The sequence below is a fragment of the Pseudoalteromonas sp. SWYJ118 genome (assembly GCF_015864505.1).
Taxonomy (GTDB): domain Bacteria; phylum Pseudomonadota; class Gammaproteobacteria; order Enterobacterales; family Alteromonadaceae; genus Pseudoalteromonas; species Pseudoalteromonas arctica.
The window spans coordinates 64,026-87,324 of the sequence record NZ_JADYXC010000007.1; the positions used below are offsets into that span (position 1 = coordinate 64,026).

The 23,299-nt window shown below is 38.3% G+C and carries 17 protein-coding genes and 2 pseudogenes; 3 read left to right on the forward strand and 16 right to left on the reverse strand.

What is annotated here, in order from left to right:
- Window position 1: 1 nt before the first annotated feature.
- From I6F48_RS09065 to I6F48_RS09105, 9 genes are read right to left on the reverse strand one after another with little or no spacing between them, the layout of a single operon-like run.
- Complete coding sequence (locus I6F48_RS09065; protein ID WP_010553774.1) at window positions 2-1,222, reverse strand: type II secretion system F family protein; 1,221 nt, start codon at window positions 1,220-1,222, stop codon at window positions 2-4.
- A complete protein-coding gene (locus tag I6F48_RS09070; RefSeq protein WP_024594461.1) occupies window positions 1,209-2,936 on the reverse strand; it encodes a GspE/PulE family protein in 1,728 nt (575 codons plus the stop codon). Before I6F48_RS09070 ends, I6F48_RS09065 begins: the two co-directional genes overlap by 14 nt.
- Window positions 2,933-4,075, reverse strand: coding sequence for a tetratricopeptide repeat protein (locus tag I6F48_RS09075; protein ID WP_197119280.1), 1,143 nt, complete (start codon window positions 4,073-4,075; stop codon window positions 2,933-2,935). The genes I6F48_RS09070 and I6F48_RS09075 overlap by 4 nt, the downstream gene beginning before the upstream one ends.
- Window positions 4,072-4,974, reverse strand: a complete 903-nt coding sequence (locus I6F48_RS09080; RefSeq protein WP_007586321.1) for an ExeA family protein — start codon at window positions 4,972-4,974, stop codon at window positions 4,072-4,074. The genes I6F48_RS09075 and I6F48_RS09080 overlap by 4 nt, the downstream gene beginning before the upstream one ends.
- Window positions 4,975-4,976: 2 nt before the next feature.
- A complete protein-coding gene (gene mshL / locus I6F48_RS09085) occupies window positions 4,977-6,635 on the reverse strand; it encodes a pilus (MSHA type) biogenesis protein MshL (protein ID WP_197119307.1) in 1,659 nt (552 codons plus the stop codon).
- Window positions 6,619-6,942 carry a hypothetical protein gene (locus I6F48_RS09090; protein WP_007586318.1) on the reverse strand — a complete coding sequence of 108 codons (324 nt, stop codon included), beginning with the start codon at window positions 6,940-6,942 and terminating at the stop codon, window positions 6,619-6,621. The genes mshL and I6F48_RS09090 overlap by 17 nt, the downstream gene beginning before the upstream one ends.
- A complete protein-coding gene (locus I6F48_RS09095; RefSeq protein ID WP_007586316.1) occupies window positions 6,920-7,615 on the reverse strand; it encodes a hypothetical protein in 696 nt (231 codons plus the stop codon). Before I6F48_RS09095 ends, I6F48_RS09090 begins: the two co-directional genes overlap by 23 nt.
- Complete coding sequence (locus I6F48_RS09100) at window positions 7,612-8,211, reverse strand: PilN domain-containing protein (RefSeq protein WP_148263741.1); 600 nt, start codon at window positions 8,209-8,211, stop codon at window positions 7,612-7,614. Before I6F48_RS09100 ends, I6F48_RS09095 begins: the two co-directional genes overlap by 4 nt.
- Entirely contained in the window at window positions 8,208-9,131 is a 924-nt protein-coding gene (locus tag I6F48_RS09105) for a hypothetical protein (RefSeq protein ID WP_007586312.1), read from the reverse strand. The genes I6F48_RS09100 and I6F48_RS09105 overlap by 4 nt, the downstream gene beginning before the upstream one ends.
- 76 nt (window positions 9,132-9,207) lie before the next feature.
- On the opposite strand from I6F48_RS09105, the gene I6F48_RS09110 reads away from it, so the two are divergent.
- Window positions 9,208-10,116, forward strand: coding sequence for a 1-aminocyclopropane-1-carboxylate deaminase/D-cysteine desulfhydrase (locus I6F48_RS09110; protein WP_197119281.1), 909 nt, complete (start codon window positions 9,208-9,210; stop codon window positions 10,114-10,116).
- Here I6F48_RS09110 and I6F48_RS09115 read toward each other — a convergent pair.
- From I6F48_RS09115 to I6F48_RS09125, 3 genes and pseudogenes are all read right to left on the reverse strand, one after another.
- On the reverse strand, window positions 10,113-11,795 hold the full coding sequence (locus tag I6F48_RS09115) for an EAL domain-containing protein (protein WP_231615202.1): 1,683 nt from the start codon (window positions 11,793-11,795) through the stop codon (window positions 10,113-10,115). The genes I6F48_RS09110 and I6F48_RS09115 overlap by 4 nt on opposite strands.
- 246 nt (window positions 11,796-12,041) lie before the next feature.
- Window positions 12,042-13,058, reverse strand: coding sequence for an ACR3 family arsenite efflux transporter (gene arsB / locus I6F48_RS09120; protein WP_165728121.1), 1,017 nt, complete (start codon window positions 13,056-13,058; stop codon window positions 12,042-12,044).
- Between the two features lie 9 nt (window positions 13,059-13,067).
- Window positions 13,068-13,490, reverse strand: a pseudogene (locus I6F48_RS09125) (NAD(P)H-dependent oxidoreductase); the annotation flags it as partial.
- A 75-nt stretch (window positions 13,491-13,565) separates the two neighbouring features.
- Here I6F48_RS09125 and I6F48_RS09130 point away from each other — a divergent pair.
- Window positions 13,566-14,746, forward strand: a protein-coding gene (locus I6F48_RS09130; protein WP_442960987.1) for an IS3 family transposase whose coding sequence is annotated in 2 segments (ribosomal slippage) — window positions 13,566-13,833 and window positions 13,833-14,746 — 1,182 coding nt in all. Because the reading frame shifts where the segments join, the coding sequence is not laid out codon by codon here.
- 7 nt (window positions 14,747-14,753) lie between these two features.
- On the opposite strand, the pseudogene I6F48_RS09135 reads toward I6F48_RS09130, so the two are convergent.
- From I6F48_RS09135 to I6F48_RS09150, 4 genes and pseudogenes are all read right to left on the reverse strand, one after another.
- Window positions 14,754-15,053, reverse strand: a pseudogene (locus I6F48_RS09135) (NAD(P)H-dependent oxidoreductase); the annotation flags it as partial.
- Window positions 15,054-15,234: 181 nt separating this feature from the next.
- A complete protein-coding gene (locus I6F48_RS21330) occupies window positions 15,235-18,024 on the reverse strand; it encodes a response regulator (protein ID WP_231615203.1) in 2,790 nt (929 codons plus the stop codon).
- Between the two features lie 147 nt (window positions 18,025-18,171).
- Entirely contained in the window at window positions 18,172-18,894 is a 723-nt protein-coding gene (gene ssb, locus I6F48_RS09145) for a single-stranded DNA-binding protein (RefSeq protein ID WP_007586300.1), read from the reverse strand.
- Window positions 18,895-18,914: 20 nt separating this feature from the next.
- Complete coding sequence (locus I6F48_RS09150; protein WP_010553785.1) at window positions 18,915-20,282, reverse strand: MFS transporter; 1,368 nt, start codon at window positions 20,280-20,282, stop codon at window positions 18,915-18,917.
- 162 nt (window positions 20,283-20,444) lie between these two features.
- On the opposite strand from I6F48_RS09150, the gene uvrA reads away from it, so the two are divergent.
- Window positions 20,445-23,264 carry an excinuclease ABC subunit UvrA gene (gene uvrA, locus I6F48_RS09155; RefSeq protein WP_165728119.1) on the forward strand — a complete coding sequence of 940 codons (2,820 nt, stop codon included), beginning with the start codon at window positions 20,445-20,447 and terminating at the stop codon, window positions 23,262-23,264.
- Window positions 23,265-23,299 lie beyond the last annotated feature (35 nt).

The following is a 23,299-nucleotide window of genomic DNA, read 5'->3' on the forward strand; positions in this document are numbered from 1 at the left end:
CTTAATTCCCTTTAATTGCCGACATCATGTTCCACATCGGCATAAAAATACCCAATGCTAAAATCAGCACCATAATGGCAACAAACACAGTTAAAATAGGTTCTATTTTGGCGGTTAAACTACGTAGGTCGTAATCAACTTCACGCTCATAATAATCAGCTGCTTCTTGAAGTAACTCATCAACCCGGCCTGTTTCTTCACCTACGGCGACCATCTGTAATACAAGCTGAGAAAACAGCTCAGAACTTTTTGAGGCTCTAAGTAAGCTATCGCCTTTTTCTATATCTTGGCGCATAGTTATAATCGCTTTTTCCATATAGCTATTATCTACGGCATGCGCTGTTAGCGATAACCCCGTGGTCATAGGTACGCCAGAGCGCAATACCATAGCTAGACTTTGGCTGTAGCGCGCAAGCAATGTGCGTTTTAAAATATCTCCAATAAATGGAATTTTTAATTTATATTGATCCCACTTGAAGCGCCCGGCATCTGTATTTAAATAACGCTTCCACGCAAATACCGCTCCAATACCCATTACCAACAATAACCACCAGTAATTAACAAAAAAGCTGCTAGTACCAATTAATATTTGAGTCATTAACGGCAATTCGGCATCGAATTTGGCAAACATGCTAGCAAAGGTAGGAATTACAAAAATATTTAAAATAACCATAGCTGCTACAAGAGCCAAAATAACAAAAGTAGGGTAGCGCATAGCTGCTTTTATTCGTTTGCGAGTTTCCTGTTCTTTTTCAAAGTAAATAGCGAGTTGATAAAATGCATCTTCTAATCGGCCAGAACCTTCACCAACCATTACCATTGACACGGTTAAGCGGCTAAATACCTCGTTATGAATTGCCATTGCACTGGATAAGTCGCGGCCTTGCTCAAGTTGCCTGGTAACTTCCATCAATACATTTTTAAATTCTTTATTTTGTGTTGTATCTGCCAATCCAATCATTGCTCGTATAATTGGAATACCCGCTTTTAGTAGCGAATACATTTGTCTAGAAAACATAATCATGTCGTCTAGCGTTATTTTTTCGACAAATAAATTATCAAAAATTTTAATATTATTTTTTGTTTCAACTAAAGAAATTGATATGGGTATAAATTGACGCTTCATTAAACTATCAGCTACGCCAGCTTGGTTACTCGCTTCTAATTGGCCTTTTACCAATACACCTTTGCTGTCTTTCGCTTTATAGCTATATAGTTGCATCAATATCCCCTACTATTTCTGGGATATATTCAGCCACTTTAAATACTTCATCTAAAGAGGTAATACCTTTCTTAGCGTAATTTAATGCCATAGCCGAGAGTGGTGAAAAGTTAGCACTATTTTTAGCAGCCTTTGCAAAGCCTTGTGTATCGTTAGCGCGCAATGCATCCATCATTGCATCATCCATTTCGAGCAACTCAAAAATACCTACACGTCCTTTATAACCAGTGTGATTACATGCTGTGCAACCTTGCCCTTTAGAAAATTGAGCATCTGTAATCTCTTCGCCTAAATATTTTAACCAACTTATTTCTTGGCGATCTGGCAAGTACGGTACTCTACAGTCATTACATACTCGCCTTACTAATCGCTGAGCAATAATCGCTCGCAGTGAACTTGCGACTAAGTAAGCCGGTGCACCCATGTCGATTAAGCGCATAGCGCTGGTAATTGCATCATTGGTATGTAACGTTGATAGTACTAGGTGGCCTGTTAAAGCGGCCCTTAATCCAATATCTACGGTTTCTTGGTCACGCATTTCGCCAACCATTATGATGTCAGGATCTTGCCTTAGAGCGGTCCGTAAAATACTGGCAAAACTTAGCCCTATTTTATTATTTATTTGTACCTGGTTAATACGTCCAATACGATACTCAACGGGATCCTCTACGGTAATAATTTTACTTTCTTGTTGGTTTAACTCACTTAATGCACCATAAAGTGTGGTTGTTTTACCCGAGCCTGTTGGCCCAGTAACTAAAACCATGCCATGTGGGCGTTTTATAATACTGCGCACACGTTTTAATATGTGTGCCGGCATGCCTGTTTCATCTAACGATAATAATCCTGCAGATTGATCAAGCAAACGCATTACAACTGATTCACCATGCTGAACCGGCATGGTAGATAGGCGCACATCAATACTATGGCTGCGCACTTTTATATTAAACCGGCCATCTTGAGGGAGGCGTTTTTCAGATATATCTAATCCCGACATAAGCTTTAAACGTAGCACTAGTGCCGATGCTATTTTTACTTGGTTAAGAGTGTGCTCTTGTAATATTCCATCTACACGTTGACGAATGCGAAGCAAACCTTCATCTGGCTCAATGTGAATATCAGATGCGCGAACTTGCACAGCGTCCTCAAATATTGATTGCAGTAACTTTACAACGGTTGCATCGGATGTCTCATCACCTAAAGAGTTTAAATCAAATTCTTCTACGTCTTGATATTCTTCATGGAGTTGTGCTGCAAAGTTGGTAATTTCATCTGTGCGGCGATATACGTTGTCAAACGCAGCCATGATTTGGCTTTCTTGTACAACAGCTAAATCTATTCGTTTAGGAGCAAGCATAGTCGCAAGTTGATCAAGGCCCCTTAAATCAGCAGGATCGCTCATCCCGACCAAAACAGAGTCACCATTGTCTTCGATTACTAGTGCTCTGTAACGACGCGCATATACCTCAGATAAAAGCTTAGATACATCGTGTGATATTTTTCGCTGTGATATATCTAAAAAAGGTACCTGTAATTGCTGCGCTAAAAAGCGTAATAATTGTGGCTCACTAATAAACTCAAGTGTAATAAGTGTCGAACCTAATTTACGGCCCGTTGCAGCTTGAACATTTAATGCTTCACTTAGTTGCGCTTCGGTGATCATGTGTTCGTGGACAAGTAAATCGCCTAAGCGCATTTTTAAACTAGGTCTCATACGGCCTCCTTTAGTGCAACTAAACGCTGTAATGCATGCTGGGTCATAGCGGTATTTAACCCACCTAAATCTAGAGCTACTTTATAAAGCTGTTTAGCATCGAGGTACTCTCCTAGTGCATCTTTTGAGGTTGCAAGTGCAAGCCACCACTTGGCTTGACTAGGCTGGAGCTGTGTAAGATGTTTAAAGCTTTCAAGTGCTTTGTGGTGCTTACTCGCACTTTGCGCAGCAGTACCTTGCAGCACCCAAAAATCAAGATTCGCCTGTGATTCAAATTCATCACTTAAAAGCAGTAATACTCCTTCATACTGTTGTTGCATAATGAGTATTTTGCTTAGCATTACACGCCATTCAAGTACGTTAGGGTTTTGGCGAATACCTGATTGCAAAACCTGCTGTGCAGAATTTATATCTTGTTGTTTAAAGTAAGTTGCAGCCAGTAAATTTCGAGCCTCAACATGTAAAGGCGATTGCGCTAAAATAATGTTTAAATCACTAATAGCTTCGTTGTATAAGCCAAACTGTATTGCCTGTTTAGCTGCTGCTAATTGCTCGACCAATAAAGCCTGTGGTGACTTAGTTTCTGCTGCGCTTTTGATCATAGTATTTTGTGGCTCAGTTTTAGTCACTGAAGTAGTTTTTGGCTTGCTGACAATAACTTTGCTAGCCACTAACATATTATCTTTAGCTAGTGCAGGGCTTTGTTTAACCTCGGCAATTACAACCGGCTCAGCCGTTGGTTGAGAAACCAGTGATGTTGCTTCACTCAACTTGGATTCAGCTAAATCATTCACTTCTGGTTTTATTTGCTTAACTTGCACAGCCTTCTTCACAACTTCTTGCTCAACTAAAGGCTCTACAGTGCTTTTTTCATCTTGAGAATCAGATAAATTAGAGCTCAAAACCGCAACCATTTTTTGCTGTGGTAAAACAGACTCACGTTGAGTTTCTTTTTTGTCGGCGGTCGGTAAATACAGGTATGCTAAAAAAATGACACTTAGCATAATAAGTAAAATTGCGGCTTTAAATACAATGTTTTTTACATCATATATTGGCTTTACGCTTATACCTTCTTGAATATTCACTTGTTTAGCTTCACGTTGCTCAATATTTTTAAGCATATTATTTATAACGCTCATAACCACTGCCTCCATACCCATATGGCAGCAATAGCTAAAACACTAAACATTAACGCGCTGTAGCTCCAATATTGACCGGTTCGATATTTTGCGCAGTCTTCGGTATCTTTTATGGCAAGCTGAATATGGCGATTTGTTATTGTATTTAACCCTTCCCCATAAGCTTGTAATAGTGCTTTGTGGCATAAAATATTAACTAACCTAGGAATTCCACGACTTGCTCTGGCAATCTTAAGCCCCATACTATTATTAAATAAAGGAGGCCTATTAAACCCTGCAACTTGTAAGCGATGATTAATATAATAAACAACCTCAGCGCCAGTCATCGCCCGTAATTTATACGAAAAACTGATACGTTGGCGTAACTGCCTTACTTTATTGTTTGCCAGTTTTTCATCAAGTTCAGGTTGCCCAAATAACACAACTTGAATCAACTTTTCGCTTTCTGTTTCTAAGTTTGTAAATAACCTCAGCGCCTCTAGAGTCTCCCAACTCAAGCATTGCGCCTCATCTATCAAAAGCACTACGCGCTCATTATCTTCTTGTAAGTCGAGTAAGTGATGATTTATAAGCTGCCCTAGTGCTTGTTGATCCAATGCTTTATCTACATCCATACCCAGCTCAATTGCAATCGCCCATCTAAGCTCTTCAGGGCTTAAATAAGAGTTAGGCAAATAAGCCACAATGTAATCTGGCTCAAGTTGGTTTAATAGCTTTCTACAAAGCAACGTTTTACCAGTCCCAACTTCACCGGTGACTTTAATAAACCCTTCACCCATTTCAATGGCTGTTGTTAGCACTTGCATCGCTTCGTGGTGCGGTTCAAGTGCACAAAAAAATTGTGTGTTAGGGGTTAATGTGAAAGGCATTTCACTTAAATTAAAAAAGCTTAAATACATAGTTAGTTTTCATACCATGTTTTTAAAAGCTGACGGCTTTCACCTTGTTGTTTTTTCCAAGTATCGGGCATAACAACGGTTGGTTTGATTAAAATAATTAGTTCTTTTTTCTCTTGGCGTTTACGAATACTTTTGAATAAGTTGCCAAATATGGGGATATCACCCAGCACGGGTGTTTTTGATTCTTCATCCTGTGTTGACGTTTGCATCAAACCACCAATAACCACTATTTCGCCACTTTGAGCGCGAATAACGGTATCTGATTCTCGAATGTTGCTCTGCGCTAGGGGTAATTCAAAACGTTGATCGTCTAAAGTAATTACCTTTAGCTGCTCTTCTGTTTCAGTTACTGAAGGGTGAACATGCAAGATGACTGAGCCGTACTTGTCAATTTGCGGCGTTACATCAAGCGCAATACCAGAAAAGAACGGTGTTAAATCAATCTCAGGCGAGGTAGTTGTAGCAGTACCAGTTACCGTCGTACTTGATACATTAGTAACAAAGTATTCGTCTTGCCCTACTTTTATAACTGCTTTTTGGTTGTTTGTAGCCGTAACGCGAGGGTTAGATAACATTTGCACATCACCTTGGGTTTCTAGCAAATTAATAACCCCATTAAAGTCACCCTTTTGAATTGTCAGCGATGACGCTCCGCCAATGGCAGCCGAAATACTATTGCTAATTGTAGAACCCGCTGTTGTAGCAAACGAAATACCGCCTTCTAAACCACTGGCTATGCGCTCCCAGTTGACCCCTTGTTGGTACTCATCTTTTAAGGTTACTTCTATTATTTTTGCTTCTAGAATAACTTGGCGTTGTAGGTTTTCTTGGCTTTGACGTAAAAACTCTTTTAGCTGACTAATTTCGCTTGGTAATGCATTTACGGTTACCAAACTAGCTTGTGGGCTTGCAACAACATAGCGCCCATCGCTTGCGCCAATTAAAGACTTAAGGGCAACTTCTAATTCCTTCCAAAAATCGTTTTTATTAATTGTTTGGATTCGAGAACCATTCAAATCTAAGCTTTGATTATCGCCGCCAAATTCACTATTTTGCTGGTTACTATTACCTGAACTTGAACCACTCGAACCACTGCCACTTTGTGCAAATTGACTCACCCCACCAGCAACAACACTCACTGTAGACTGACCATGGCGTTGCATCATTAAATAATTTACAGGTATTGTTTCTGTGCGCATTTTGGCTGGTAGTACTTGTACAATTCGTCCTTCATTAACAATATCTAAAGGATACATACGCTTAATAACATTAATGACTTCATTAAACGTAACGCTTTTAAGATTTAAATTAATTGTGCCATTTACCTCAGGATGCACAGCAACACTAAAAGGGGTATCGTCTGTTAAGCCTGCAAAAAAAGCGCCTATTTCGACATCATTTGCTGCGACATCAAAACGCTTTATAGATAAATCATCACTTATAGTTTGCTCATTATTTATAGATGACAATAAGCTTTGTGTAAGTTCGCTTGGCATTTGTAAAGGCGCAATTACTTTAGCCTCTGTAGGTCTTTCAGATAACTCTTGCTCTATATGATTTTTAACCTCTTTACCTGGTTTAAAGCTATGGCACGCAGTTAAAAATGTAGGTAACAATAGAAGAACAAGCCACGGGTGAGATAAATTATTTTTTAATTTCATAGTCATATAATTCTAATTTTATTTGTTTATCATCATTTGCTAACACAACCTGTTTTGAGTTAATGCTTAGCACCCGAAAATCATCTACAGCATCACCAACTCGATAAATATGGCCTGAAATAATGGCCTTAAATGCTGTACTGTTTTTAATAATAGATTGCAATTTAAGTTCTGTACTTTGCTTAACTGGACTATTGTTACTCACGAACATATTTGGCTGAGTCGGATCGCGAAGTTGCGCAAGCGCACTCGGCGCAATAATGTAAAAAGCCAAAGTACAAATACTATAACGCGATAAATTTTTCATTAGCGCTCACTGTAGCAATTTGTAAAGTTAATTCAGCCTGAGGGTACTCTAGTACCTGATAACTAAACTCTTGTATTAATAACTTATCTTGATTATTTTTTAATGCGGCTAAATATTTTTGTAAGCTAAAGTAGCTACCTTGCAAAGTAACTACCATCTGATGCTCAAAAAATAATGTTTGCGTATCATGTTCACCTAGTTTTTCTACATCGATAGCCCGTGCTGGTTTTACATTAAAGCTACTCACTTTTACGTCGCTACTATCTACGAGCAAATCTTTTAAAACGGCAGGTACATTTTTAGCAGCTACAAAGCCTTGGCTAAAACTATTAAGTTGATTATTTATTTCGGCTAATTCATCTCTGGTTTGTGCAATTTGACCGCGTAAAACCTTAGTGTAGTCGTAGTTTAGTGCTTGGTTTAACATGGAGAGTTGCGCATTTATCTGCTGTAACTCTTGCAGCGTTGTATTGTGCTTTGAACGTATGTTGGCAACTTCATCTTGCTGTGGAAAAATAACGAACCAGAGACCGAGGTAAATCACTATAAACAAACCAACAAATAAGGTGGAATACTTCTCACGTTTTTGCAGCGATGCAAACTGAGCTTGGTATTTGACCCATAATGGCCAACCTTTATTTTTATTATTCTGGCTACTTATTGTTTGGCTCATGGTTTATCGCCCTCATCACTAAGGTCTGTCGCTACATTAAATTCACTCACACCTGCTTGCGTAGATAACTCTAAAACTGAAAACTCTTTATCAATAAAAAATGGCGACTGTTTTAAATTATCAAACCAAATTGGTAAGAATTTTGATTGCGATGTTTGACCCTGAAGCGTCACACTTTGCCCTACAAACTTAATGTGGGTCAGCCAAATATTAGGTTCATGATACTTCGCTAAATCGTGCATTACCTGAGCGTAATCGGTTGCAGACTGATCTGAACTTTCCTCTAAATAGCTAAATATTTGCTGCTTGTGCAAAACCTCTTGCTGAAGTGTTTTTAGCTCATTAATAAAGAGTGTTTTATTTTGTTTCTCTGCTAACTGCTGTTTTACAACTTCTAACTGAGCTTTTCCTTGTTTGAGGTATTGCCTATTTTGTTCTAAATCAAGCTCACTAGAATATGTTTTATAACTGTAAAAAGCCCACGTGATTGCAATAATTAATAGCGCACCTAACCACAACGTAATCATTCCAGACAAAGGGACTGGGTCTCGCCGTACGCGTAAGGTTTTTTGATAAAAGTTAATCCGGGTTTTCATAGCACAGACTCAGGATCTGTTAATTGATAGGCTGCCCCAAGCGCATAATAAAAATTTGGCTCTAATTGCTGCGCTAATTCTAAGTTAGGCTCAAAATCTACAACTTTTACTTGTAAAAACTCTGCAAGCCCGGCTCTAAGAGTTAATGAGGATAAATCATCGCACTGTAACTGAATGCTGCGAATTGGTGGTTGCTTGAGCTGGCTTTCAAAAAAGTCCATAGAACGCTGAATTTCTAATCCTAACGCTTCTACCAATTCTTGATTTTGATCCTTATCTGAAATACCCAAAAAACCATTTAATCGCCTAGCTAATACTAATTGCCCATCACGAATAATTAAGATTCGAGGTTCATGATTAGCATGTTGCACAATCAGCATATGCGCCTCTTTGTATGAGCCAAACAAGGTAACTAAAACCATTTCTTCAGAGGTCATTGCACGCAAAACAGGTTTAGTTTGTTCAAAACTGTCTATAAACGGAAGTAGTTGCAGCTTATTCGTAATAAACACATTCATTTTACTGCTTTGCATCGGTAACGTTATTGGATAATCGATAAAATCAGCCACAATATTTTCAGAAGCTATATCAACTAAATCTTTTGTAGTCCAAGGGAGTGACTGAATAATTTCTTCATCACTAAGGTTTGGTTTATCCATTTGCACTATTTGATAAAAGTAGTGCGGTATGACTAAATTAACTGCACAAATATCAGTAGAAACCTCATTTGTACAAGCAACAATTGCAGCGGTATAATCGGTTTGCTCAGACACATTTACACTGTGAGAACTGTGAACCATCCATTGGTCGCGTTGTTTTTTTAAACATACTGCGTTAACAGTATCTGCGTAAGTTGCAACACCAATAGCTGTATTTGGATCTAAACTACGATTTAACCATGAAAACAGCTTTTCTTTCATATAGCTACTATTGTTAATTGTGTATGAAATAAGTGTCGTACATTTTAACTACTTTGCCAAATTGAAAACCAACAAAATGCATGAAATATTCAAAATAGATGAAAATAACTATATTCAACAAATAGATAGCTCGTTTCTAAAAAAGAGAAATCTTTATTTAGGTATAAAACGTGATGATTTGCTCCATCCGCTAATAAGTGGCAATAAATGGCGTAAATTGAAATATAATTTAGCGTACATGCAAAAGATAAATAAAACAGAACTTCTGACTTTTGGTGGTGCGTTTTCAAACCATATTCACGCCTGTGCAGCTGCCGGAAAAGAATTTAATATAAAAACTCGCGCGATTATTCGCGGACCTGAACTGGATAACAACAATCCAACAATCCAATTTGCAAAACATTGTGGTATGAACCTACATGTAGTTAATCGTATAGAGTATCGAAAACGCCACGACACCGATTACCTTAATGCTCTGCAAGAGCACTTTCCAAATGCTCATATTGTTCCTGAAGGTGGCACAAACGAGCACGCCTTATTAGGGTGTAAAGAGTTAGTACAAAGCTTACCTGAGCATAACTACTTAGTGTGCCCTACCGGTAGTGGTGGCACGCTTGCTGGATTAATAGAAGGCAGTGCTTCAACAACACAAGTGATTGGTGTAGCAGTATTAAAACAAGCTAATTATTTAAAAGAAGAAATAAAAAAGCTGAGCGCTAAAGCTAATAATCAAAACAACTGGCAGTTACTCACAGAGTTTCATGGTGGCGGCTATGGTAAGTTTTCACCTGAGTTATGGCAGTTTTGCCAAGATATGAGCCGCACACATAATCTACCACTTGAGCCTATTTATAGCGGGAAAATGATGTATGCATTATGGCAGCTTATTGAGCAAGATTATTTCCCATCTGGGAGTAAAATTATTGCGGTTCATACTGGCGGGCTTCAGGGGCTAAATGGACTTAAATATAGAGGATTAATTTAATTAAATACCGCTTGCGTAAACTCTTGAAGTGGCTCTGAAAAGTAAAACCCTTGAGCTCCCACCACTCCCAATTTGGCAAGCGTAAACAACTCTTTTTGAGTCTCTACGCCAACTGCATACACAGGTAAATTTAAAAGGTTTGCGGCTTCAACTATCTTTTTTATTCGCCTTTGATTTTGAGTTTTTTCATTTAATAAATGAATTAGTTCGTATGATAATTTAAGTCCGCATACTTGATTATAATTAGCTAATACAGCTACTTTCTCACTACTTTTTACATTATCAATCACAACTTGTGAACGGCTTTTTTTAATTACATTAAGTGCATTAGTTATCGATTCTCTATGAGTAAAAAATTCTGCCTCACTTATTTCAAATTGTAATTTAGTATTTAACTTAAGCTCTGCCATTTGATTGGCTAACCACTCCCAAAATACAGTATTAAACCAATTTTTAGGGTGTAGATTTACACTAACTGTTAAGGCCGAAGGTTCACTCAGCATTAGCTTTTTAACTTGTGTTATTACTGCTTTATCTAATATTAAAGCGTCTTGATTACTATAAACCTGATTAATAAAATAACGAGCAGCTAGTAAACCAAGTTGGCTATGCCTAACCCTGATAAGAGCTTCATGTTCTAAAATTTCCCCGCTAGAGAGCTCAAATAAAGGCTGGAAGAATAATATAAATTTATTCTTTTTAATATTTTCGATAACTTGCTTACTAGAAAGTGGTTTTTCTTGACAGTAATTTAACGCTAAGCGGTGAAAGTGCTGTACTGAGCTGTTTTGCGATAGCATAAGTGCTGATTTTGCTAACTGATAAACCGCAATTTTATCTGCGCCTAATCGATAGTCGCACGCACCTATTTTAATGTTTTTATGAGTTATACTTTTTTGATAATTTTGGCATAGTAAAAACACGCACTGATGAAGCTTTTCAACGTAGCTGTCTAACTCGGGAGTAGGAATCTGTGGCAAGGTGACGGCCAAGTAACTGGAATTTAGTATTTTCACCGACACATCTTTAAATTCAGTCAATTTTCTAGTGATTAACACTTTAAAAATAGCTTCTTGATCGGTTTTCTTATCAAAGTCACATTCAATGAGTAAAAATAAGCTATGTGATGCTCTATTAACCCCATACAAAGAACTTAATTCGCATTTTTTTACTTGTTTAATTAATCGTATTTTATTTTGTTTTTGTTTAATAATTTTAGTAGGTTGTATCATTGTATTTTTGGGCGTAATTCTACGGCTTACATTCAATAAGCCCCACCAACGATAAGACCAGCCAGCGGCGCCTAATATGATCAAGTTTAGCAATATAAATAAGTAACTTTGTGTTACCCAAGCAGGATAGTGATAGAGGCTCAAGCTTAATGTTTTGTAAGAAAAAACTTCGCGCTCTATATTCACTAAATGCCTAACATGCTCTGCAGGCTTTGGCACCTCCAACACAAAACCTTCACTTTTAGCTAATGCAGCCAACACTTCATTGTTTATAGAAGGGGATAAATTCAGCTCGTAAACGTGTTTAACGAACTGCTGCCCAGAAGCATGAACTTTTTGATGTAATGCATCATTTAAAACGAAATTAAAACTAATAAGCATCATTAAAAATAAGACAAAAGAGATACCTTTGAAGTACTTGAAAAGCCAGATTTTACTCTTTTGCATAGCCTGCCACCCGTTAAATTATTAACTAAAGTGTTGTTCAATATCTATAGAAGTACAAGGCTATAAACTAAGTTTAAACGTTTATTAATAGCACTAAACAAAAAAGCCCAAAATAAACGAGAACTTACAAAAACAAACAACTATGCCCTTTCTTTTATAAATAGATTAAATTTAACTCCTCAGGCTTAAGTTAATATTAGATGTTTCGCAATTGAAACCATCCAGCATAGCAATCATGCTCTAGCCCTAGTTAAACCAATGACGTGTTTTGTTAGCAAAATACACTAAGCTTAGCATTACAGGGACTTCAACTAACACACCTACTACGGTTGCAAGTGCAGCACCAGAGTGTAAACCAAACAATGAAATAGCCACTGCAACTGCTAACTCAAAAAAATTAGATGTTGCGATCATGCACGCTGGCGCAGCTATATTGTGCTCTAGCTTCATTTTTTTTGCGGCAAAATAAGCAATAGCAAAAATACCATAGGTTTGAATCAGTAGCGGAATAGCTATAAGTACAATCGCTTCGGGGTTGGCTAAGATAGTTTGTGACTGAAAACCAAATAATAAAGCGACTGTCGCTAATAAACCCACAATAGAATAGGGCTTCATAATGCTCAAAAACTGATTGAGTCGAGAATGATCCCCGGCTTTATCTAGCTTTTTACGCGTAACCGCCCCTAAAATTAACGGTATAAGTACATATAACACCACAGATAAAAATAACGTATCCCATGGTACTGTTATATCGGTTACACCCAGCAATAAACCTGCTATGGGTGCAAATGCAAATATCATAATAATATCGTTAATAGATACCTGCACTAGCGTATAGTTAGCGTCGCCTTTAGTCAGTTGGCTCCAAATAAAAACCATAGCCGTACATGGCGCAACACCCAGTAAAATCATGCCTGCAATATATTCAGTTGCAGTTTTTGGGTCGACCCAGTCTGCAAATATACCCTTAAAAAATAGCCAACCTAAAAACGCCATTGTAAATGGTTTAATAAGCCAATTAAGTACAACGGTTAGTAATAGTCCTTTTGGTTTTTTACCTACGTCTTTAATAGATGAAAAATCAATTTGAACCATCATTGGGTAAATCATTAGCCAAATAAGTACCGCTATTACTATATTTACATGCGCATATTCAAAGCCTGCTATGAGTATAAATAGCTCTGGTATTATTGAGCCTGTAAAAATACCAACAGCGATTGCTAAGGCTACCCAAACAGAAAGATACCGCTCAAATAATCCCATTTATCTCCCCTAAATAGAGCGTTGATTAACGCGTTGGCTAAGATCTTCTGCAGATTCCACTCGTTCAGAATAGCGATCTACAAAGTAATCTTTTTGATCTCGCAATAATAAAGTGAATTTAATCAGCTCTTCCATAACATCAACAATCCGATTGTAGAGCGCAGAGGGTTTCATCCGTCCATTTTCTTCAAACTCTAAGTGCGCTTGTGGCACTGACGACTGATTAGGTATTGTTACCATGCGCATCCAACGCCCTAATACTCGTAGTTGGTTCACCACATTGAATGATTGCGAACCGCCACTAACTTGCAACACAGCTAATGTTTTACCTTGCGTTGGCCTTACACCTCCTAGGTTAAGAGGGATCCAATCAATTTGATTTTTGAATATACTCGTCATTGAGCCATGACGTTCTGGTGAGCACCATACCTGTAGTGGTAAAGTAATTTTGGCCACCCATTAAGAAAGAAATGTTATGCTATTTGCATACAAATTTGGGTGAAAAAAATGACAAAATTAAACCGTGCAACGTACTCCGCTGCAATCAAATTAGAAACGGCTCAACTTGTAGTTAACCAAGGTTATACACAAGAAGAAGCAGCCAAAGCGATGGGTGTTGGTAAATCAACCGTAAGTAAATGGGTTGCTCAATTAAAGCAAGAACGTAATGGCCAGTCACCATTGGCTTCACCAATGACACCCGAACAAATTGAAATCCGTGAACTTAAAAAGCAAATCCAACGCATTGAATTAGAAAAGGATATATTAAAAAAGGCTACCGCTCTCTTGATGTCCGACTCCCTGAACAATTCTCGTTAATTGAGAAATTAAATCAACGAGAGCGTTACCCAATTAGTGTGCTATGTAGTGTATTTAATGTGCATCGTAGCAGCTATAAATACTGGGCTATACGGGATACGACACCGACACCAGAGCAAGTAAGGTTAGAGGCTGAAGTTAAAGCCATACATACAATGAGTGGGGGCTCAGCAGGTGCGAGGACAATCGCGGCAATCGCAACGAATAACGATTTTGAATTAAGCCGTTATCGTGCTGCTAAGCTAATGATTAAATTAAAGCTAGAAAGCTGCCAAGTACCTCAACATTCATATAAACGCGGCGGTAATGAACATCTTGAAATCCCAAACCTGCTTGATCGGCAGTTCGATGTTGTTGAACCGAATACCGTGTGGTGCGGTGATGTTACATATATTTGGATAGGCAATCGCTGGGCTTATTTAGCGGTCGTTATTGATTTATTTGCGCGTAAAGTTGTGGGTTGGGCAATGTCATTGTCGCCGGATTCTAACTTAACGCTAAAAGCGCTTGAGTTAGCCTACGAAAGCAGAGGCAGACCAAGTGGGTTGATGTTTCACTCAGACCAAGGAAGCCATTATACGAGCTTAAAGTATCGCCAACGTTTATGGCGCTATAAAATCACACAAAGCATGAGTCGACGCGGAAATTGTTGGGATAATGCGCCAATGGAGCGATTTTTTAGAAGCTTTAAAACAGAATGGATGCCAAAGGTTGGATATGGGAATTTTATAGACGCTAAATATAGTGTGAGTGATTATATCAACGGATATTACAACAACGTTAGACCGCATCATTATAATGCTGGTTTAGCGCCAAATGAATCTGAGATTAGATACAAAGACTCTAAAACTGTGGCCAAATTTTATTGACCACTACAACCTGCCCTTCTGACCAAAGCATTAAATCTCGCAGCTCTTGTACTTTTGGATGTGACTCATCTTCACTATCGGTTTGAGGTAAACCTTCAGGGTTAAAAATTTTAACCTCAGCACCAAAATGCGTTAATAAACGAGCGCTCTCCTCTATAACTAACTTGCTATAAGAACGCGCTCTTAATGAGCCATATAACAATAAAATTTTAGGTTTATGCTCAGAAAAACTAACGTTAAAATTTGATGTGAGTGGAACAACACTGTGTGCTTTATTTGTATTTGGTAACCCATTAACTTCTGACATTGATAACTCAACCTTTGGTAAAAATAAGCATATGGAAAATCGCATATATGAAATTTCACACATAAAGACCTATGAGTCAAACTCTATTTTATAAAATTTACTTTTAAGTTATTTAAAATTAGCTCAAGACAATGGGAGGTATTATGGTAGATATTTGATATAGTTAATTTTAATGGCTCAACTATTTACTCAAGCAGAGGATTATAGTTTCACGTAATTTTTGCGCTTTAATTGGTTTTGCAACATGGGCATTCATGCCAATGGATAAGTATCGTGTAATATCATCTTTCATAACGTTAGCTGTTAAGGCGATTATTGGGATGTTTGCGATAGTTTCGTCATTATCACTACGAATAATTTGACTCGCCTCAACACCATCCATTATAGGCATATGAATATCCATCAAAATAATATCAAACGCTTCCGATTTTACTATTTGAATACATTCCAATCCATTGTCGACCAAATGAATTTGGGCACCAGCATTTTCAAGTATATTTGTAACGATTATTCTGTTGATCGAGTTATCTTCCACAACTAATATTTTGATACCCGCCAGTGACTTTTCACTGACGATATTGGCTACAGGTGCTTTATTTATAGAGCCCACCACTTTACGTTCAATCGCCTCATACAAAACACTCGTATATACAGGTTTATGCAAAATAGTTTGTATACTGACTTTCTTGCCTGCATCATTAATTAAACTTTCATCACTCATTGTAAGTACGATAATCTTGCTATAAAGCTGGGGGCTAATACTATGAATACGTATTAAAAAGGTTTCGCAACTCATCGCTGGCATTGCCCAGTCAACAATAATGGCTTTAAATTTTTCTTTATTCTGCTCAATAATATCAATAGCTTGTTTAGCAGATTGACAGGCCGTACATACCAGCCCCATAGCCGTTAGCTGATTTTCAATTACCTTAAGATCATCTTCATTATCATCTACAATTAATACCTCAAACGGATCAGTAAAAGTTAGGTCGGGAGTGTTATCAATCAACGCTTGGTTATTCAATTTCACCTTAATCGAAGCTATAAATTCACTGCCTACACCTTGAGTACTTTTTACCGTTATATCCCCACCCATCGATTGGCATAAACGCTTACTTATAGTTAAACCTAAACCTGTGCCGCCAAACTTCCTGGTTGTAGAGCTGTCAGCTTGAGTAAAAGATTCAAATAAATCGGTAAGGCTTTGCTCAGCAATCCCAATACCGGAATCCTTAACAATGAAATACAAACAAACGCTCTTAGGATCAGCTAACGATCTTTTTGATTCTATTAATACAGATACAAAGCCGTGTGTAGTAAATTTAATTGCGTTAGAGCATAAATTTAGCAGTACTTGGTTTATTCGAACTACATCACCTATTAAATTAAGTTTAACCTCTTTACCAATGACAATATTAAATGTAATCCCTTTGCTTTGAGCTAGCTCATCAAAAGTTGCTTTTATGTAGTCAACAACCGAATTTACAGAAAAAGGAAATTCCTCAAGGTTAATATTTCCAGACTCAATTTTTGAAAAGTCTAAAATATCGTTAATTACAATGAGCAGCTGGTCAGAAGAATATTTTATTTTATCTAAATACTGTTTTTGTTCTGGTGGTAAATTGCTGTCTAATAAAATATTAGTAAGTCCAATAACACCATTCATTGGAGTTCTAATTTCATGGCTCATATTAGCTAAAAAGTCTGATTTTATTGACGCTGAATGTTCAGCTTCATTTTTTGCAATTAACAACTCTTCCGTTCGCTGCTCAACTCTATATTCTAATTTAAGTTTTTCGCTATCAAGTTCCTTTAATAATTGAACCCGCTTACTATTTAAAAGTAGTACAAAAGCTAAAAAACCACTCAATATTGTGATTACTGCAATTGCGCTATAAATAAGCATTTTATTTTGTTCGAAATATGAAGGTTGATTATTAATAATAATGGAATGTTCAGGAAGGTTTTGGGGGGCTATCTCAAACTTTTTTAATTGTTTAAAATCATAATAGTAAGTACTTAACTGATCGCTATCTACCGGTTCTAAATATTTATTATTATCAAAAAAAACTATTGATTCGGCAACTCGAGCGCCTATTTTTTCACCAGATAGCAAATATCCTCCAACAATCCCCGAACCTAACAGTGAATGCCAATAACTAAAAATAGGAACAGAGCTGTTACTTGTTAGTCGCTCCACAAATTGAAATGGGCTAAGTACCGTATCGTTATAACGTCTAAAAACCGGCGTAAATAGTATTATTGAATCAGCAGGCGCATTATTTACTTTATTTATTAACTCATCGGCAGGTAAATCAAACCATTTTTCTAGCGTTAAATGCGAAAAGTCTCTATTAATAATCGGCATAAGATGTTGGTAAAAATTAGACCCTATACCACTTTTTCTATCCAGGATAACAATTAACTTTTTAGGGTTTGTTAAGTTAACAGCGTTTATCACCCCTTGCTTATAATTTAGTTTGGGTCGAATAATAATTCCATTTTCATTTTTTGGTACTTTAAACTTACCACCCGGTGTTAGGTATATTATTGGAATCCCTGTAAATAAGGTGTCAAATTCAGATAATAATGAGGCAGCAGGAACGCCTCGACTAATAATTATATCTATTCTTTTATCGTAATATTTCTGTTGTAAATAAGCCTTCATCAATCGCTTTTGTCGCATTTCATTGAATCGACCAACGTCCATATTTTCAATAAAAAGATCAAAACCGGCATTGCGCTCTAATAATTCAGAACGTAATCCCCTCTCGACACTTTGCTGCCATGGAGAATCTTGGTTTAGAGAGTTTATAAGTAAAACTTGGGTTGTATTTTTTGAAGAGATTTTTTTTTGAATTATTTTTTTTGAAGCAATTGTATCTGAAATATTTGTTTGCGATATAAGCGCTTGTACATTAAGGCTCAGTAGCTGAAAAAAAAGAAATACAGTCGCTAAATAGGTTTTCATATTTCTCATAGATTCGTTCAAAAAAAGTCTGTAGAGGATAGATTGCAATCATTTATATATCAACTAATACAAGCCTCATAAAAACAAAAAGCCCCGTATGAACGGGGCTTTTCTATAATAAATCTTTACACTGTAAAAGTTAGAAAACTAGAACGGGATATCGTCGTCAAAATCAATGGTTGGTTCCATTGGGTTTGATGCGCCACCTTGCGGAGCACTTTGTGGTTTAGGAGCGAAACCACCTTGCTGTTGTGGTGCACTTTTTTGCTGTGGTGCATAACCACCTTGCGGCTGATATTGATTACTTTGCTGCTGTGGTGCTGGAGCCGGTTTTGGTTGTGCTGCTGGTGCGGCTTGTTGCTGCGGATTATAGCCACTTTGCTGTGCAGCTTGGCCTTGGTTATTTTGACCGTAACCACCGCTTTGTTGACCACCTTGCGGCTGATTACCTTGGTAACCACCACCTTGTTGTCCACCTTGCGGCTGATTACCTTGGTAACCACCACTTTGCTGATCGCCACCACGTGCGCCTAACATTTGCATTTGACCAGTAAAGCCATCTACAACTATTTCTGTAGTGTATTTTTCTTGGCCTTGTTGATCGGTCCACTTACGTGTTTGAAGTTTACCTTCAACATAAATTTGTGAACCTTTACGACAATATTCACCAACAATTTCAGCTAATTTGCCAAAGAACACAACACGATGCCACTCAGTTTTATCAACCATTTGGCCAGTGTTTTTATCTTTATAGCTATCCGAAGTTGCTAAGGTAATATTTGCTACACCATTGCCGTTAGGCATATAACGAACTTCAGGATCTTGCCCTAAATTACCAACCAAAATTACTTTGTTCACACCGCGTGCCATGGAACCATCTCCTATAAATGTTAGATTAAACCAGCTACTTTACGTGCTTGGTCTAGGTCAAATTCTTTATCATTAATCTTTAAATAGCTGCGACTTTCATCGCGAACCACAGTTGCTTCTATTACGCCTGGTAAAGCAACTAACTGAGAAGCAAGTGTTTGAGCATGCTCTTCAGAATCTAATTTGGTCATTAAACTAATAACTTTACTTTTGGGTGGGACTTGCATTTTCCACGCAATAATAAGCCATATTAACCCAACAAGTGCTGCTGCCGCAAACACAGCTTGTGTCGTTGTTGTTTGTGCTACATAGCCACCTAACATACCGCCTAAAAAGGCGCCTAAAAACTGGCTAGATGAGTAGCCACCCATTGCTGAACCTTTTTGGCTTGCAGGTGCTATTCGCGATACAAGCGCAGGCATAGTGGCTTCTAAAAAGTTAAACGCCACAAAATAAAGCAGCATACACACAGCAATGCCTACTACACTATTAACCCATACCGACATTGCTAGCATACTAATAGTTAACAAGGCTACCGAGCCAATAAATGCTTGTTTTTCTTTCTCTTTTTTAATGGCCACAATCATTATTGGTACCATTAATAAAAATGCTAAAAATAGCACTGGAATATATAAATACCAGTGATGGTCGGCAACTAAGCCATCTTTAATTAATTGACTCGGCAGTACGACAAATATTGTGGTTAGCGTTAAGTGTAATAGCAATACACCTGCATTTAATCGTGCTAACTGAGGGTGCTTAATTAGTTTTTTAATGTCGCTAAAGCTTGCTAATGTATCGCCTTTGGGCGCTTTATTTACCGCATTTGGCACTAGCATAGTCACTATAAATATACCAAAAACAGCTAAAATAGCAGTCAACCAAAATACACCCGCAATACCCCACGAAGCTGCAACAATTGGCCCAAGTAGCATAGCAAAGGCAAAGCTCATTCCTATGCTCATACCAATAACGGCCATTACCTTTGGTCGTTGCTCATCGCGGCTTAAATCTGAAGCAAACGCGAGTAGTGCACTGGCTATTGCGCCCATACCTTGTAGAGCGCGGCCTACGGTAACCATTTGAATAGAGTCAGCTAATGCAGCAACTACAGAGCCAATAGCAAATACGACTAAGCCACCAACAATAACCTTTTTACGACCAATTTTATCGGATAATCGACCCATAGGTATTTGCAATACGGCTTGCGTTAAACCATACGCACCAATGGCAAAACCAATCCAAATAGGCGAAAAACCTTCAAGCGATTGTCCATAAATAGCCAATACAGGCATCAGCATAAACAAGCCGAGCATTCTAAATGCAAACACACTCGCCAGCGATACTGCGGCGCGTTTTTCTCGTGAATTAAGTGAAGATGCGGTCATTATCTGCGTGATCTTACTCTATGAAAAATTGAGGTTGGGATTCTACCATAAGCTTGGCAATAATTAATCGCCTATAAGTAAGGATTTTTCATTGATCAAGGATTAATATTGCTTCGTATTATGCGATACTGAGTAAATAATTTTGGTAATAAACGAGATAGCATGGAAAACATTGAAGTCCGAGGCGCCCGTACGCATAATTTAAAAGACATCAGCCTAACCATCCCACGTGATAAATTAATAGTTATTACTGGTCTATCTGGTTCGGGGAAGTCATCACTTGCATTTGATACACTTTATGCAGAAGGACAACGCCGGTATGTTGAATCACTTTCTGCGTATGCAAGACAATTTTTATCGCTTATGGAAAAGCCTGATGTAGATCACATCGAAGGCCTCTCTCCTGCAATTTCTATTGAGCAAAAATCAACGTCTCATAATCCACGATCAACTGTGGGTACTATTACCGAAATTTACGATTATTTACGACTTATGTTTGCCCGCGTTGGCGAACCACGATGCCCTACACATGATTTACCACTTGCTGCGCAAACCGTTAGTCAAATGGTAGATACTGTTTTGGCACTGCCTGAAGGCAGTAAATTAATGCTGCTTGCGCCTATAGTAAAAGAGCGTAAAGGTGAGCATGTTAAGTTATTAGAGCAGCTATCAAGCCAAGGTTATATTCGCGCCCGTATAGACGGTGAAGTATGTGACTTGTCTGATCCACCAACACTTGAGCTCCATAAAAAACATACAATAGAAGTTGTTGTAGACAGATTTAAAGTAAAAGATGGCTTACAGCAACGCTTAGCGGAATCGTTCGAAACTGCACTTGAAATGTCTAATGGCGTTGCACATGTAGCATACATGGATGATAGCAGCGCTGAAGAAATTCTCTTCTCAGCAAACTTTGCCTGCCCTACTTGTGGCTATGCAATGACTGAGCTAGAACCGCGTTTGTTTTCGTTTAATAACCCTGCTGGTGCGTGCCAAACCTGTGATGGTTTAGGTATACGTCAATATTTTGATCCTAATCGCGTAGTGCATAACCCAGAGTTAAGCCTTGCTGGCGGTGCAATTAAAGGCTGGGATAAACGCAGCTTTTATTACTATCAAATGCTACAAGCCGTTGCTGAGCATTATAGTTTTGATTTAGATGTGCCTTATCAAGATTTAGACAGCGACTCGAAAAAAATTATTTTAGATGGCTCTGGTAGCACTAAAATTGCGTTTAATTACCGTAACGACCGTGGCGATTTAATTACGCGTAATCATGAGTTTGAAGGCGTTTTAAATAACATGAATCGCCGCTACCGCGAAACTGAGTCAAACTCAGTACGCGAAGAGCTTGCTAAATACCAAACAAGCCAAGCATGTCCTAGCTGTAATGGCTCGCGTTTACGCGAAGAATCTCGAAATGTATTTATTGGAAAAACCAACTTACCTGCAATCACGTGCATGAGTATTGGTGAAGCTATGGAGTTTTTTGAAGGGTTAACGCTAACCGGACAAAAAGGCCAAATAGCTGAAAAAATACTAAAAGAAATTCGCGACCGTTTATCGTTTTTAATTAACGTTGGCCTAAATTACTTATCACTTGAGCGCAGCGCCGACACACTATCAGGTGGTGAAGCTCAGCGTATTCGCTTAGCGAGCCAAATTGGTGCAGGCCTTGTAGGTGTAATGTACGTACTAGATGAGCCATCTATTGGGCTGCATCAACGCGATAACGACCGTTTATTACAAACATTGGTACATTTACGCGACTTAGGTAACACCGTTATTGTGGTAGAGCACGATGAAGATGCTATTCGTGCCGCTGACCATATTATTGATATTGGCCCAGGCGCGGGTGTTCATGGTGGGCATATTATTGCTCAAGGAACACGCGACGATATTTTAGCAAGCAAAGAGTCTGTTACGGGCCAGTTTTTATCAGGCGTACGTAGAATAGAAATACCAAAAGAACGTCACCCAACGAACGACAAATGGCTAGAGCTATTTGGCGCAACGGGTAATAATCTTAAAAATGTGGATTTAAAAATCCCATTTGGTTTAATGACCTGTGTGACAGGTGTATCGGGCTCAGGTAAATCAACGCTAATAAACGACACCTTGTTTAAACTTGCTCATACAGAGCTAAATGGCGCAACCACTGCCGAAGCGGCACCGTATAAATCAATTAGTGGTTTAGATCATTTTGATAAAGTGATCGATATTGATCAAAGCCCGATTGGTCGTACTCCGCGTTCAAATCCGGCAACCTACACAGGTATATTTACCGGCATTCGTGAGTTATTTGCAGGTACACAAGAAGCGCGCTCACGTGGCTACAAAGTAGGTCGCTTTAGCTTTAACGTTAAAGGCGGACGCTGTGAAGCTTGCCAAGGTGACGGCTTAATTAAAGTTGAAATGCACTTTTTACCTGATGTGTATGTACCGTGTGATGTATGTAAGAGTAAACGCTATAACCGCGAAACCCTCGAAGTACAATACAAAGGTAAAAACATACACCAAGTGCTTGAGATGACTGTTGAAGACGCTCACGATTACTTTGATAAAATACCGGCTATTGCGCGTAAGCTTAAAACGCTGATGGACGTTGGTTTGTCGTACGTGCGTTTAGGTCAAGCCGCTACTACTCTCTCTGGTGGTGAGGCGCAACGTGTAAAATTAGCACGCGAGCTATCAAAGCGTGATACTGGTAAAACGCTCTACATATTAGATGAGCCAACAACAGGCTTACACTTTGCTGATATTGAACAGCTGCTTGTTGTACTTCATCGCTTGCGCGATCACGGTAATACTATTGTTGTTATTGAGCATAACCTCGATGTTATTAAAACAGCAGACTGGGTTATCGATTTAGGACCTGAAGGCGGTGCTGGCGGTGGTGAAATACTTATTGCCGGCACACCAGAAGAAGTAGCTGAGTGTGAGCGTTCACATACTGGGCATTACTTAAAACCATTGCTTTAATATAGATTATAAAAAACACCAGGCAATTAAACTGC

Excerpts from the sequence above, each read along its gene's own strand:
- I6F48_RS09065 (WP_010553774.1), bottom strand. The coding sequence starts at position 1,222 with ATGCAACTATATAGCTATAAAGCGAAAGACAGCAAAGGTGTATTGGTA.
- I6F48_RS09070 (WP_024594461.1), bottom strand. The coding sequence starts at position 2,936 with ATGAGACCTAGTTTAAAAATGCGCTTAGGCGATTTACTTGTCCACGAA.
- I6F48_RS09075 (WP_197119280.1), bottom strand. The coding sequence starts at position 4,075 with ATGAGCGTTATAAATAATATGCTTAAAAATATTGAGCAACGTGAAGCT.
- I6F48_RS09080 (WP_007586321.1), bottom strand. The coding sequence starts at position 4,974 with ATGTATTTAAGCTTTTTTAATTTAAGTGAAATGCCTTTCACATTAACC.
- mshL (WP_197119307.1), bottom strand. The coding sequence starts at position 6,635 with ATGAAATTAAAAAATAATTTATCTCACCCGTGGCTTGTTCTTCTATTG.
- I6F48_RS09090 (WP_007586318.1), bottom strand. The coding sequence starts at position 6,942 with ATGAAAAATTTATCGCGTTATAGTATTTGTACTTTGGCTTTTTACATT.
- I6F48_RS09095 (WP_007586316.1), bottom strand. The coding sequence starts at position 7,615 with ATGAGCCAAACAATAAGTAGCCAGAATAATAAAAATAAAGGTTGGCCA.
- I6F48_RS09100 (WP_148263741.1), bottom strand. The coding sequence starts at position 8,211 with ATGAAAACCCGGATTAACTTTTATCAAAAAACCTTACGCGTACGGCGA.
- I6F48_RS09105 (WP_007586312.1), bottom strand. The coding sequence starts at position 9,131 with ATGAAAGAAAAGCTGTTTTCATGGTTAAATCGTAGTTTAGATCCAAAT.
- I6F48_RS09110 (WP_197119281.1), top strand. The coding sequence starts at position 9,208 with ATGCATGAAATATTCAAAATAGATGAAAATAACTATATTCAACAAATA.
- I6F48_RS09115 (WP_231615202.1), bottom strand. The coding sequence starts at position 11,795 with ATGCAAAAGAGTAAAATCTGGCTTTTCAAGTACTTCAAAGGTATCTCT.
- arsB (WP_165728121.1), bottom strand. The coding sequence starts at position 13,058 with ATGGGATTATTTGAGCGGTATCTTTCTGTTTGGGTAGCCTTAGCAATC.
- I6F48_RS21330 (WP_231615203.1), bottom strand. The coding sequence starts at position 18,024 with ATGAAAACCTATTTAGCGACTGTATTTCTTTTTTTTCAGCTACTGAGC.
- ssb (WP_007586300.1), bottom strand. The coding sequence starts at position 18,894 with ATGGCACGCGGTGTGAACAAAGTAATTTTGGTTGGTAATTTAGGGCAA.
- I6F48_RS09150 (WP_010553785.1), bottom strand. The coding sequence starts at position 20,282 with ATGACCGCATCTTCACTTAATTCACGAGAAAAACGCGCCGCAGTATCG.
- uvrA (WP_165728119.1), top strand. The coding sequence starts at position 20,445 with ATGGAAAACATTGAAGTCCGAGGCGCCCGTACGCATAATTTAAAAGAC.